A 12,967-nucleotide genomic window follows, 5' to 3' on the forward strand; every position below is an offset into this window, starting at 1 on the left:
GGCTGCTTGCGGACAAAGGGCCGTCCCGGCCCACATTCTGACGCTCATCGAACGCTGAACACCTCCGAGACATCGCGTCGGACACTGGCGGGGACCACACCGTCAGGCTCGGGAACACCAAAGGCGATACCAACCGCGATGCGCTCGCCGGGCTGCAACGCAAGCCCTTCGGACAAGGTCCGCTCCTCGGCAAATGTGTTGCCGAACTGAAGGAGACATGATCCGATTCCCTTCCACTGCAGCGCATATACGAGAGTCATCGCGAAAAGCCCGGCATTGAGATAGCCCTGATTGCGTTCCCCGTAGAAGTCCAGGCTTCGCGCATCGAAGGTGACCACGGCAAGCCGACAAGTATCGAAATCGACGCCACCCGTTCCGTGGAGCGTTTTGTAGAGCAGTTCCTTCGAATCCGGATCATCGAAGACGCGTAGCCCGACCATCTGTCGGTTACATGCCGATGGCGAACGCATCGCCAGTTCGATGCACAACTGAAGGTCATCGTCGGACACCGGCAGGTCCGCGAATCGTCGGGTCGAATGCCGTCCGCGCACGAAATCTTCGAACGGCAATTCCTCCCACGACCCGGCGTCGAGATGGGTTGCTGTCGCAACGCCCGCACGGAACCCGCAGTCCCTGGTTATCGTCGTCTCGAAGAGAGCGTCAAGCCGGCCGCGGATCGCGGCAGCCTGTACGTCGTCGACTTCGCGGGCCTTGATGAAGTCGGTCCAAGACCGCAGTACCTCCACCCCGATGGAATACGCCGACGAGAGCCGAGTGTTGTCGGATGATTTCTCCAGGCGAGCCATCAGGTCTTCGGCCTTGCTACGACCGAAGACTCGCGCGTTGCGATACGACAGCCCCTTCTCCAACGAATGCGAGAGGATCATGATCCGGTATTGCTCGTGCTCAGGATCGGGACCGCCATCGAGCAGATGGCGACTCATGAACGTCGCATCGGCGAAGTACTCCTTATAGACCTTGGCCCTCTTCACGGTCCGGCGAAGACCCTGCAGTTTCTTAAGGCGCGCTTTCAGATTCATTGGTCACCTTCTCTCGAATGAGTTTGAACATCGACGGTTCGCTCGTCACCACACAGAGCGAAAAGATGATGAAGAACGCTGTCTTGAGCGTCAGCGTCCACATTGCACCCAACGATTCGGTGACCGTCGGGACCTGCAACAGCAGAGCGAACCCGATACTCACGAACCCGATGGCCTGTAGACGAAGCACCCGAACCCATGGGATTCCGACTCCCTCCGCTCGCATGGCCAACCGGCATGCCAGCCCGCTCATCGCGAGCCGCTGGATCAGCTGCGCCACGGCGACGCCCATTAATCCCCACCAGTAGCACAGCGGGATTGCAGCGGCGAGCGACAAGACGCTCGAACTGGTCGAGACGACCATCGCGGGTCTGGTGCCCCGTTCGAGGAACAGGAGCTCGGTCAACGACGGGTAGTAGACAGACTTGACCATCATCGACAGCGCAAGAACGGGAATGATCGTGGCTGCATCGTGAAAAGGCGCGGGCGTGAGTATCGCCAGCAGCTCTGGACTGAAGATCGCCGCCGCGCCGGCGATGACCATGTTCACCGCAACGAAACCTGCGATCAGATCGCGCATTCGGGACCGCCAACCGGGCGCGGCACGTTTGGCCTCGCTGAAGTAGTACGGCATGAACGCACGGTGCATAGCAGTCTGCACGGCGTCGATCACGTTGACCACGTACATCGCTATGTTGAACAAACCGACGGCAGCAGCGTCGAGAACCCGCAAGATGATCAGTCGAGTGGCGAACGCCGTGGCCTGCAGTGAGACCGAATGCGGAACCATCGGCAGCGAGTAGGCCAGGATCTCACGCACGTCCGCGACGCGGAATTTCGCCCACAATGCGCCGGTCCGCATGGCGTCGACAATGCACAGCAGTGCGGTCACGCCGTTCGCGCAAAGAAGCGCCAAAGTGGTTCCGGTGACGCTCATCTGGGCGGGGCCGACGAAGGCGATCGTGAACGCCGCATTCAAGAGGAAGTAGCCGACCGAGCAGACGACAAATCGGTTCGGTGCCTCGGATGTCTGCAGGAACGACAGATAGACCAGGGTGATGGGCTGGAACACCACGGCGACAACAGCCAGTGCGACCGCGGGGTAGAAGTCGAGGCCTGGGAAGACCGCCGCCCCGTAGAGGGGCGCGGCGAGAAGGAGGACGAGGGCCAAGAGTCCACCGCTTGCAAAGAGCACGCTCACCACCGCTGACAGCGCCACCCGTCGCCGACGGAGGGCGGCGGCGTCGTTGCGCTCGGCTGCGCTGAGGTGGCAGTACTTCATCACGCCGAAGTCGAGTCCGAGTGTCGCGACGGTCGACATCAACAGCATCGCCGTGACAAGCATGCTGAAGTAGCCGTACTCATCCGGAGTGAGCAGGCGGGTATAGACAGGCAGCAGGATCGCGGCGGACAGCTTCTGCAGCAGCGAGGCAGCGATGTAGATCGTCGAGTTCCTCGCCACCGCGGGACGAACGTCTGTGCTCATAAACCGCCCCGAAGTGCTTCCACCATCTCTTTGGTGATGAGGGTCGCGTGCGCACGTTCGCGTTCCAGATTGGCGGCGATCTTCTCGTCGGTGTCTCCTGGACCACCGAAGGCCAACTGCTCGACGGTGCTCATCATCGCCTCGACACGGTCAGGGCTGACAGTCGTGAGATCGACATACCGTTCTTGGCACTCGAGCTTTGCGAGGACGTTCTTGATCTTGCTCTCGTAGCGCCCATAGGTTGCCTCGGTATCGAAGGACACGAACCGGGCACCCGAACGGATGCTCATGCACGTTCCGTGGAAGAAGTCGGTCACCACGCAATCGAACTCAGCGAAGGCGTTCGAAAACTGCTGCGGAGTCATTCGGATGAACCGTGAGTCGTCTTGCCGGATGAAGCATGAGTACATCTCGGCGCGATGGGCGAAGCGCTGCGTGATCTGGCGTCCGAGACTGCGATTCCTGATCATCAAGAGGATTCGCGGCCGGGAGTTCAGCCGCTTCGAGGGCGTCACCGGTTCGCCGGCCGGTGTCAGCGACTGGCACTGAAGGGTGGGGTCGATGATTTCCGCCACCGACCGCGACGTCAGCTCGTTCACGAGCCGACGCGTGGTGCCGTCGCGGACGGTGATGTACGAGTAACCGTCGAGCGAATCTTTCAGCCTGCTCCGATCAGAGTCCTGCAGCGAGCTGGGGTCCAACCGATTGGCGGAGGTGGCGAAACTTGCTTTGGCCCCGGGAAGTTCGCTCGGAAGGTAGTAGATGCTGTCGATGCCGATGTGCGCCAGGTTCCACACCTCGTCCGAACCGGTGATGTAGCCGTCGTAGCGATTGGACAGGAACTCGGTGGCCGACGCTCGATCCTCGATGTTGATCCACCGAGACCTGCCCCGCGGTAGGACGGGCCGAATGAAACGGCGCATGGACGCGAAGTTCATCGTCCGAGTCATGCCGAAACTCGGGTTGGTCGGGTTGGCGATGGACATCAGTCGTCGACGTCGCACAGCGCCCACATCCGTTGGCACCAACTCGAAGTCGATGTCGGGCGCGCATTCGGTGAGCAGTTTGTGAGTAGCGTAAGCCTGGAGGACGGTCCCGTAATTCTCCGACTGGGTCAGAGTGACGATGCCGACACGGGGCTTACCGCGGTTGGAGTTCACGACCGACGTCGCTCCCTTCCTGCTTGTCTGCGACCTTGCGTTCATGGATCCATCGCTCGACGAGCGCGAGCACCAGGAAGAGAACCACCCAGTAGGAGGTATGGGTGATCAGCCGGGAGGTGATCAGTACGAAGACGGTATAGGTGATGAGGACGCTCGCGATTCGCGAACTCCGACCGAGATAGACCAGCGCGCACATGTACGCGGCGAATCCGATGATGCCGACCTCGAGATAGACCCGCAGGGTGTCGTTGTGCAACAACGAATTCCAAGAAGTTCCGAACTGGCTGTCCACAAACATTGTCAGCATCTGATTCAACGATCCGAACCCTGTTGTTTCGGGGAGGATTCCCGTGACGACCTGATAGATCTGGAGTCGACCAGTGGTGATCGCGTTCACATCGATTCCGAACCGCTCGTACAGATATCCGACGAAGCCGGGCGAGTACGCGTACATCACGACGAACGGGCTCGCCACCCCGAGGATTGCCAGCGCGTAGAGATAGCGACGCGACGCCGGCCGCTCCGAGCGCAACCATCGCGAGCCGACGAGCAGGGCAGGTGCGAGGAGGAACGAGGCGCGCTTGAGCGACAGCATGGTCATACCGGCGCTGACCAGCGCCAGTACCCTCCGATTCCGGAAGACGAAGTAGGCCTCGATGATCAACAAGTCGTGTGCGAAGGACGATTCGAACGGGGAACTCGACGACGACCAACTGATCATCGTCACACTGCTGAGACTCAGGTCGCTGGAGAACGCCAGTACAAAGTAGAGTGCGTACCGCGCCAACAGGATGAGCACGTACAGGTCGAGCAGTTTCACGGAGGCGGTGTTCACGACGCAGAGCGCGATGAGCCCCGGGGCGAGGATGTAGAAGACCTGACCTGGGGCGGTCCAGGTCAGCAACTCGAGAGCGTTGTATTCCTTGATCCACGAGACGATCACGAGAACTGCGGATGCACCAACAAGCACGCCGAACGATCGGATGAAATGGACCTCGCTGAGGCTTCGTCGTCGGATGACGACCACCCACGCCATGCGTGTGGCACAGACCACCAGCAACACAGCGAACGATGCGTAGTACATGTTCGCAGGGGCAAAACCGGCGGTGTAGATGACGTGTAGGAACGCGTATATCGCGAACAGGCCCAGCAACGACCACTGGATGAACCACCCGCCGTCAGCTGTCCGGGGGAATGGGGCGACCGATGTGGCTACCGAGGGACCCGGAGGGGGCACGGCGTCAGACGGAGGGCCGGCCTGCGGCAGAACCCTGGTCATGACGCGAGCTTCCGCACATAGGCCCAGGAGTCGGCCGCAAGGGCGTCGAGCGCGATCCGCGTTGCCTCGGCGTCGTACTCACCCGAGGCCGGGAGCTCATCCGCCTGACTGACCGCAAGCCGGGTGAGCCCGACCGAGCCGAGCAGGTCGGTCAGTCGAGCTGCGCCTTTGTCCGGCAGGATCGGGAAGACCGGACGACCGAACATCAGGCTGAACGACAGCCCATGGAAGGAATCGGTGATCACCGCTTCGGCGTCCCGGAACAACGCGACGAAGTCCTGCGGGGGCACCAGATAGTGGTTCCGACTGGATCCGCGACTCAACCGCTTGAAGTCCACGTTGACGCGCCGAATAGGCAAGCCGGTGCGACGGCTGAGTTCATCTGCGCGCTCGGCGAAATGCGACGTGTTGTGCAGTTGATAGGCGAGCACGTATGGCCCAGCGGAGCGCGGGGTCACCGGTGATGCGAACTCCGCCCAGAAGTCGCGCCCGTGGAGAAGGACCGGGTCGACGTCCCGCCGAACGTCGAGATCGAACTCGGTGAGCGTCGGTACTGCTGACGTCTCGCGGACGGACACTGCCTGGAAGTCTCCGAGCAGGCGTCGCGTCTCGACGTTGTCCGTTGACACCGTGGAGCCGAAACTCGCTGCGTAACTGTACTTCTTGCGCTCGTCGAATACAGGACGAAGAAAGTACGTCTCGTCGATCGCGCCGTGGATCACGTTCCAGACCTGGTCACTGCCGACAACGATCCGGTCGCAGTCGGCGGTGAGCTGTTGTATGTCGGCACCGGCGGTCACCTTATTGGTCAGGCGCAGATTCTTTCTTTGGAACCCGCGAAACCTACTTGCCATGACCGCGAAGTTGGGGCCTTGGATCGCCAGATACGCCGCACTGCGCAGAGCGGAGTCGCGCATACGAGACTCCCGCAGACTCGCGGTAGCCAGTCCGAACCGTCCGTCGGAAGGCGGCACGTAGTCCACGACTCGTACGTCCGCCCCCGCTGAGGTGAGCGCGTGCTGCAGCGCGATCGCCTGTAGCAGGGATCCGTAGTTGGGATAGCAGTGCCGGGTGAGAATCGCGACCTTTTTCATCATCCGGCCTCACGCAACTCTTGGGCTGCAGACGTGTCGATCCGTCCGACGCGCGACGTCCTCGACACCGGATCTTTCGGTTGCGCTTCATAGACGGCACGAAGCACGTCGGCGACCACGGCGGTGGACACATTCGAACGCGCCCAGTCGCGGCATGCCTGGCGAACTGCCGCACGTTCCCGGCCACTGAGCGCACTGGCGATCATCGCCTCGGCGAGAATCTTCGACGACCGATCACGATCGATGTCGTCCAGACTGACGACTGTCACGGCATCCAGGCCGCGGAAGGTCTCCCATTCACCGACGTCGGTGTAAACAGCGGGCGTTCCGCACGCGAGCGATTCCAGGATCACCATCGGCAGCACTTCGGCGCGGCTCGGCAGTACCGTCGCGGTTGCTGAGGCCAGCTCCCTGGTGACGTCATCACGGTCCAGCGAGCCCACGTAGCGCACGCTCGACGGGGTGCCACTCAACAGTTGGTCGGCGACATCGGAGTTGTCTTCTGCCAGCGGGCCGGCGATCAGCAGCTGAGCCTCGGGCAGGGCCTCTTCGACGAGCGGCCACGCTTCGAGTAGCCGATCCACGCCTTTGCGCTCGCCGACCTCGCCGGCGAACACGAACCTCGGGGGAAGCTCGTCCTCGGTTCCTGCCTCGGTGTCGACCTCCGCCATCAGCGATTCGGCGATGGGGTTCAGCACCACGGTGGTGTCGATTTCAGGGTCTATCTGCGCAACCAGTCGCTGGTGACGCCGACCGAGACAGATGGCCGTGGTCGCCGCTCTGAGGACCAACTTCGTCAGTCGCGGATATTCTTCGACATGGCGTTCGAACTCGGCCCCGTGGAGGGTGACGACGCAGGGCTTCTTCATCGCGCGGACCAGGAGCACGATCATCCCCTCACGGACGAAGCTCCCGAACTCACTGAGATGAACATGGGCAATCGACCAGTCTCGTCTGCTGAGCAGAAGACGAACGGAAACCCGGGCCGCCGGACCCAGTGATGCCAGTCCACGTCTGTGGCCCCACGTCGGCATGGCAATTTGCTCGAAGGGCCCCGAGTCCATACCGAGGTATTCTCGAATCACCGTGGCCATTCCGCCGGCGCCGGATGGTTCCGGTCCGATTTGGACGACGACGGGACGCTCGTCTGACATGGGACCGACATCCGCGGTGGGTTGAGTCGCCCGGTCCGCCAGTTCCCGTTGCACGACCGTCCTTTCCGACTTCCACATCGCCTGAGCGACAATCGGCAAGAACTTGGGGCCTTCCAGCAGATACCGTCGCCACAGCCGCTTGGGCTCGCGGGCCAGTCGCCAGACCCATTCCAGAGCAAAGCGCTGCATGAGTTCCGGAGCGCGACTTACCTTCTCGGCCGCGAAATCGACCGCCGCACCGGACCCGACATAGACAGCCGCCGGCAGCTCCTCTTTCCACTGGACGTACCAGCTCTCTTGCTTCGGAGAACCGAGACAGAGAAACACGACATCGGGCCGTAGGTCGGTGAGCTTCTCGACGACTTCACGACAGGCAGGGTCTTCGACCGACGAGACGAACGGGAACGGGACGGCGATGACGTCCGCACCGGTCCGCGCTCTCAAATTTTCTGCCGCGGTGTTCGCGACACTTGTCTCTCCGCCGGTGATCACGATTCGCCAGCCGTTGTCACCAGCCTTCCGACATACATCGAACAACAGGTCGGCGCCGGTGTTTCGGGTCACCGGACGTGCACCGAGGAAAGAAGCCAGCTTGGCGACCGGCACCCCATCCAGGAGTGCCAGGTCGGCGTCCGCATATCCCCGGCGTGACTCGTCGGAGGTCTCCAACCGGATCAGATGATCGACGTTGGGCGTTACGACCAGCTTGGTTTCCTGCGTTCGGACCAGACTCTCGACCCGGCTCAACACGTCGTCGATGCCCCCGATGACCACCGGTACCCCACCGATGAACAGATTTTCCCCCACCCAGGTAATCGCATTCGATTCGTTCATTTCCATCCTCAGTACTCAGTGCTGGATGCGAAGGGTGACAGAAGGTTCAGTAGGCGCCCTCTTTCGCGAACACGGCTTTCACCGTTCGCCAGAGGATGATGAAGTCCTGCATGATGGACCAGTTCTCGACGTATGAGAGATCCAGCCGGACCGATTCCTCCCAAGAGAGATCGGACCTCCCCGACACCTGCCAAAGGCCAGTGATTCCGGGTTTGACCAACATTCGTCGCGCCACGCGGCCGTCGTACCGGGCAACCTCTTCTGGAAGCGGAGGTCGTGGACCCACCAGACTCATCGATCCACCCAGCACGTTGAAGAGCTGAGGTAGTTCGTCGAGGCTGTATCGACGTATGAAAGTCCCAACCCGCGTGACCCGCGGATCACTTCGCATCTTGAAGAGGACACCCGCCCCTTCGTTGAGATCGGCGAGCTCGTCCTTGAGCGCATCCGCGTCCTGCACCATCGAACGGAACTTCCACATCTGGAAGGGTGTGTTGCTGACCCCGACTCTCGTCGCCTTGTAGAAGACAGGCCCTTTCGAGTCGAGCTTGATCGCTATCGCGACAGCCAACAGAATCGGCGCGACCGCGATCAGCCCGGCAGCTGCGACGAGTTTATCCAGCAGAGATTTCCGAAAACGGTTGGCTCCCTCGTAGCGGGGTTTGTCGATGTGGAGTAGCGGCAGCCCGGCCACCGGCCGGACCAACATTCGCGGACCCGCAACGTCTGTCACTCCCGGAGCCACCAGCATTTCGACATAAGCATCCTGCAGTTCCCACGACAGATCTTGCATCGCCCGGTGCCCGATGGCCTCCGCAGACGTCACTGCGATCGTCGTAGCGCCTGAGCGGTAGACGGCGCGGGTGAGATCGTCGAAGTCTCCGAATACCGGAATTTCCCGGTCGCCGATGGCGAGGCTGGATCGATGTCCGCCGTCACAGGGAGGCAGGCACGCGCCGATCACTTCGAAACCCAATGACGGGTCGGCGGCGAGACGCTCGATCAGCGGCGCAGCAGAACGTTCGGTTCCGACCACCAACAGCTGGTCGAGATGCCGGCCTTTCTGGCGCTGCCAGCCCAATCGCTGTCGCCAACCCCATCTTGTTACAAGTAGACCGATGGTCCCGAGCGGAAACGCGATCGCCAGGAACCCGCGGGCGATATCGAGCTTGAAGAGCAGATCGACTATCGCCAGGATCCCAAATACTGCCAGACATGCGGTTGTCACACGGCTGTACTCTTCTGAGCCGGAGCCGACGATCCGGCGGTCGTAAGTGCCCGCAGCCCGCAGTGCGATCAGCCACGCGGCGATCAGCCCTGCCGGGATGAGAATCGACGAGAGACCGAACCTGCCGGACGCCGGCGTCAGACTCCCCGGACCAAACCTGAGGATCTGCGCGAACGCCACGGCGGCGATGACGATAACGACATCTGAACATGCCAGTCGACGAACGTAGCGCAACGTCCAAGTCCGCGCGTTCGCTTGGCGTCGCGCAAGAGAGTACAGTCGCCGACTTCGTCCGGCGAGCGGTCCTACAGCACTCTCCTCTAATTGACGACCGGTGCTCACACCGGTCCTCCCACCTGAGTATTACCCCGCCCCCCGACCTCTTTCCTGGTCATCGCAGGATGTCCTTTCAGACCTCAGAACTGTTCCGCTAACGCGGAAACGGCGACACACTACCGAAGGATCTGGAGTCTCAAATCCGCGATCTCCCAACATTAGGGATTGCGTCGCGACACCCGATCTCTGCGGTCTCATCCCTCAATGGATGTCCCGACAGTAATGCAGCCCCCACCCCTTAGCAACAGATAGGATCATTAACAATTCCTTTTAGGATCGCTAATTTGCGCAGCAGCCAGCGGCGCAACGCATCGCATTTCAAGCTCATCGAACAGATCAAATAGTCTGCGACGCAACGGTATTGATGCCATCTCAAGTTCGTGCTCGGACCTTGGTCCGACTATCTGCGTAACCATCCGGCAACCTCCGCAACCCAACCCGCCCCCTTCGATTTTCGTTTCACGTGGTGTTCACTACACGGAAGAAGGCACAATTTGTTCAGCTTAATCCGTCTAGCATGTCGTTAATGTAGGTTCGCTGCGGAAATCAGGTAGTGTGCCGGTCGGTTCCATTCGGGCTTGAAATCTCGGACGTCCCATCTTTTACTAATGCTCGTCCGTTACCCCTAACCCGGGTCTGATAATGTCTTCGACCTTCCGTTCTCGGTGGTCGTCTACCGACTGTGACGGTGATCTTGAACAATCCGCGTGTGCAGGCCCAGAAATCGCCGACCACAGCGCGCCCCCATAGCCTTCGGTCGCTGTGGAAGCGCTTGGCCATCGTCGTGATGGTCACCGTCGGCTTCCTGACCGCAGCCTTCTGGTTCGTCGGATACGCAACGTTTTACCGAGACAACCAGGACCCATTGCAGCACGTCGACGCGATCGTCGTCCTCGGCGGCGACGACGACGGACGCGAAGACTACGGTCGCCGGCTGGCGTTGGAAGGCTATGCTGACACGCTCGTGGTATCGAACCCGTATCCGTACCACCGAGGAAGTGATCCGGTTCGGCGGGCGAACATGAGAAACCTGTGCAACTCGAGTACGCCGGAACTGCGGGTTGTCTGTTTTGAACCCGAACCAGCCACCACCAAGGGCGAGGCAATGTTCGTCGAGAAGATCGCCAACGACCGTGGGTGGACGTCGGTGATGGTCATCACCTGGCGATATCACCTGGTGCGCGCTGAGTACATCTTCGGACAGTGCTTTCGAGGGCATGTCGCGACGCGTAGCGTCCCACGATCGTACGACAAGTCGATCGGAGAATGGTTCGGCACCTTCGCCTATCAATACGGCGGGTTCATCAAGGCTGCAGCGATCGGCTGTCGCGACTGATCTCAGGTCTGCGGAGGCTCTACACAGGCAAGATGTGGCGAACGTCGCCGTGCTGAAGTCCACGAGCAACGACAGTTCTGCCCATACTGTCCTGATGCCAGACCCGTTCCACGCCCTCGTACTGATGAATCTGCTCTTTGTTGCCGGTGCGTGGTGCCTGGCCCGGCCGAGCTACGCCGCCGCTGTGGTTCTCGCAGCCACCGGTGTTGCCTGGGCGCTGTGGAATCAGCCGATCGAGGGGCGTGTGCTCGTGTCGTTCAGCATCGAGCACGGGATCACGGAGTCCGACATCCTGTCGGTGCTGGCGGTCGTCATCGCAGCAGTCACGGTCTATCGGACGCGGGAGCGCGGCAAAAGAACATGACGATGGCTAGGTGGGGTGGTTTCGACAAGCTCAACCAGCGAAGATCAGGCTCAACCCGACCCTGTGATCCGATAGATACGGAACTGCGGTGTCCCGCTGGGACTGGTGACCGTCATCTCCAGGGTGGCGATCTCGGCACCGTCGTCCCACAGCGTCGGGTAGCGCACGTTGATGGCGTCGAGCCGGCCGAGGCCGGTGGGCCGCGGGGTCAGGATGTATTGGACGCCCTGCGCTCGCGGTTCGTTGAGCTTGGCGAAGAAGTCGTAATCGCTGCGGACCACGAACTGCTCCGGTCGGTCGGAGAACAGCCAGATCCGGGAGATGCCGAAGGTGTCGACGAGTACCGAACCCGGCGGCAGGGCTTGATCGTCGAACCATCCCGCGACGTTGCGTGACACGTCGCCGAACCAGTAGAACCAGAACTCCGACGACGGGTATCGGTCCGGCCAGAATGCCGACCGCAGGCCGTACTCCTCTTTGCCGAGCGACGGGGTCAGCATCGACGTCGCGGTTACCGGCAGCGATGTCACGAGGACGAGCGCCATGAATGCGGTGAGCGAAGTCCTTACGACACGCGACCTCCGCAAGCTCCGGTCGCTGCTCAAGGAGCCGGGGGTGGCGAGGGAGGACCCTTCGAGGCTCGTCGCTTGCGCTCCTCGCACCTCAGGGAGCAAAGGGTTCAAGGAGCGGGGGCCGCGGGCGACGAGGATGGCGATGACCACCAGGGGTGTTGCCGCCATGTAGAAGCGGAACCAGCCGAAGGTCGACCCCAGGATCACCGCAGACATCTGGAACAGCAGGACCGAACCGAAGACCACCCCCACCACGGCGGCGTCGACGCGGTGCCGACGAACGGCGATCCAGCCGACGATCGGCAGGACCGCGAACAGCAGCGGTTGCATGCCAAGCAGATTGCCTGCGATGACCTCGGCCAGCGGACCGGCGCCGACGTCCTCGGCGGAGATGATCCCCGCCGCCTCCACCTGGGCAGCGTTGCCGTACTGGGAGGAGAACTGGGAGAACGCATTGCCGTCGAGCAGCCATCCGAGCCCCGCCCACAGGACGAACGCGAACACGGTCGGCAACGCCACGATCGTCGCGTCGTGCAGACCGAACGGTGCGCCGGCGCGCCATGCAGTGCGCCCTCTCATCCCTTCCGGGCGGTGCCGCCGAGTCGACATCACGAACACGCCGAGCGCCACACCCGCGGCCACCGGCAACGCCTCGTATCGGGTCAGGTAGGCCAGCCCCAGCGCAACCCCGGCGACGACGAGATCGACGACGCGGAACCGATTCACCCACAGCAGGATTCGACGACAGGTCCACAGCAAGAAGAACAGGAACGGGGCCTCACTCATCCCCATTCCCGCATACAGGACGATCATCGGGTTGAGAGCGAACGTCGCAACTGCCATCCACCGGAGAACTCGGCCCACGCCGTAATCGAGTGCGATGCGTCGAACCTGCCATCCCGCACCGGCCATGAACAACGCACTCATGACCGCACCGGCGAACCCGACGCGACGCAACTCCGGCCACAGGTTCAGAGGCCAGTGCGCCGACAGTTCGACCAGTGGGATCTCGACCAGACTGGGCAGCGGATTCCACACGAAGCCGATCGCACCCAGGTGTGGGTCGCGGCTCCAGATCGTG

10 protein-coding genes are annotated in these 12,967 nt (G+C 61.7%); 2 read left to right on the forward strand and 8 right to left on the reverse strand.

All coding sequences use genetic code 11. From position 1 onward, the window contains the following. Positions 1-44: 44 nt before the first annotated feature. From AB4Z55_RS21930 to AB4Z55_RS21960, 7 genes are read right to left on the reverse strand one after another with little or no spacing between them, the layout of a single operon-like run. Complete coding sequence (locus tag AB4Z55_RS21930; protein ID WP_369520526.1) at positions 45-1,040, reverse strand: nitroreductase family protein; 996 nt, start codon at positions 1,038-1,040, stop codon at positions 45-47. Continuing rightward, on the reverse strand, positions 1,018-2,526 hold the full coding sequence (locus AB4Z55_RS21935) for a lipopolysaccharide biosynthesis protein (protein WP_369520527.1): 1,509 nt from the start codon (positions 2,524-2,526) through the stop codon (positions 1,018-1,020). The genes AB4Z55_RS21930 and AB4Z55_RS21935 overlap by 23 nt, the downstream gene beginning before the upstream one ends. Next, positions 2,523-3,731, reverse strand: coding sequence for a polysaccharide pyruvyl transferase family protein (locus tag AB4Z55_RS21940; protein WP_369520528.1), 1,209 nt, complete (start codon positions 3,729-3,731; stop codon positions 2,523-2,525). The genes AB4Z55_RS21935 and AB4Z55_RS21940 overlap by 4 nt, the downstream gene beginning before the upstream one ends. After that, positions 3,667-4,968 carry a hypothetical protein gene (locus tag AB4Z55_RS21945; protein WP_369520529.1) on the reverse strand — a complete coding sequence of 434 codons (1,302 nt, stop codon included), beginning with the start codon at positions 4,966-4,968 and terminating at the stop codon, positions 3,667-3,669. Before AB4Z55_RS21945 ends, AB4Z55_RS21940 begins: the two co-directional genes overlap by 65 nt. Next, a complete protein-coding gene (locus AB4Z55_RS21950) occupies positions 4,965-6,065 on the reverse strand; it encodes a polysaccharide pyruvyl transferase family protein (RefSeq protein ID WP_369520530.1) in 1,101 nt (366 codons plus the stop codon). Before AB4Z55_RS21950 ends, AB4Z55_RS21945 begins: the two co-directional genes overlap by 4 nt. Beyond that, on the reverse strand, positions 6,062-8,050 hold the full coding sequence (locus AB4Z55_RS21955; protein ID WP_369520531.1) for a WecB/TagA/CpsF family glycosyltransferase: 1,989 nt from the start codon (positions 8,048-8,050) through the stop codon (positions 6,062-6,064). The genes AB4Z55_RS21950 and AB4Z55_RS21955 overlap by 4 nt, the downstream gene beginning before the upstream one ends. 46 nt (positions 8,051-8,096) lie before the next feature. Then, positions 8,097-9,512: a sugar transferase gene (locus AB4Z55_RS21960; RefSeq protein ID WP_308216953.1), complete on the reverse strand. Its 1,416-nt coding sequence runs from the start codon at positions 9,510-9,512 to the stop codon at positions 8,097-8,099. Between the two features lie 784 nt (positions 9,513-10,296). Between AB4Z55_RS21960 and AB4Z55_RS21965 the strand changes: the two genes are divergently transcribed. Together AB4Z55_RS21965 and AB4Z55_RS21970 are read left to right on the forward strand one after the other, a co-directional pair. Beyond that, a complete protein-coding gene (locus tag AB4Z55_RS21965; protein ID WP_248644817.1) occupies positions 10,297-10,950 on the forward strand; it encodes a YdcF family protein in 654 nt (217 codons plus the stop codon). Between the two features lie 94 nt (positions 10,951-11,044). Then, on the forward strand, positions 11,045-11,314 hold the full coding sequence (locus AB4Z55_RS21970; protein ID WP_369521046.1) for a hypothetical protein: 270 nt from the start codon (positions 11,045-11,047) through the stop codon (positions 11,312-11,314). A 50-nt stretch (positions 11,315-11,364) separates the two neighbouring features. Here AB4Z55_RS21970 and AB4Z55_RS21975 read toward each other — a convergent pair whose 3' ends face one another. Further along, a complete protein-coding gene (locus AB4Z55_RS21975) occupies positions 11,365-12,924 on the reverse strand; it encodes an ArnT family glycosyltransferase (protein WP_369520532.1) in 1,560 nt (519 codons plus the stop codon). Positions 12,925-12,967: the final 43 nt, after the last annotated feature.

Source organism: Gordonia sp. ABKF26 (genome assembly GCF_041103195.1).
In the GTDB taxonomy this organism is placed as follows: domain Bacteria; phylum Actinomycetota; class Actinomycetes; order Mycobacteriales; family Mycobacteriaceae; genus Gordonia; species Gordonia terrae.

Excerpts from the sequence above, each read along its gene's own strand:
- AB4Z55_RS21930 (WP_369520526.1), bottom strand. The coding sequence starts at position 1,040 with ATGAATCTGAAAGCGCGCCTTAAGAAACTGCAGGGTCTTCGCCGGACC.
- AB4Z55_RS21935 (WP_369520527.1), bottom strand. The coding sequence starts at position 2,526 with ATGAGCACAGACGTTCGTCCCGCGGTGGCGAGGAACTCGACGATCTAC.
- AB4Z55_RS21940 (WP_369520528.1), bottom strand. The coding sequence starts at position 3,731 with ATGAACGCAAGGTCGCAGACAAGCAGGAAGGGAGCGACGTCGGTCGTG.
- AB4Z55_RS21945 (WP_369520529.1), bottom strand. The coding sequence starts at position 4,968 with ATGACCAGGGTTCTGCCGCAGGCCGGCCCTCCGTCTGACGCCGTGCCC.
- AB4Z55_RS21950 (WP_369520530.1), bottom strand. The coding sequence starts at position 6,065 with ATGATGAAAAAGGTCGCGATTCTCACCCGGCACTGCTATCCCAACTAC.
- AB4Z55_RS21955 (WP_369520531.1), bottom strand. The coding sequence starts at position 8,050 with ATGAACGAATCGAATGCGATTACCTGGGTGGGGGAAAATCTGTTCATC.
- AB4Z55_RS21970 (WP_369521046.1), top strand. The coding sequence starts at position 11,045 with ATGCCAGACCCGTTCCACGCCCTCGTACTGATGAATCTGCTCTTTGTT.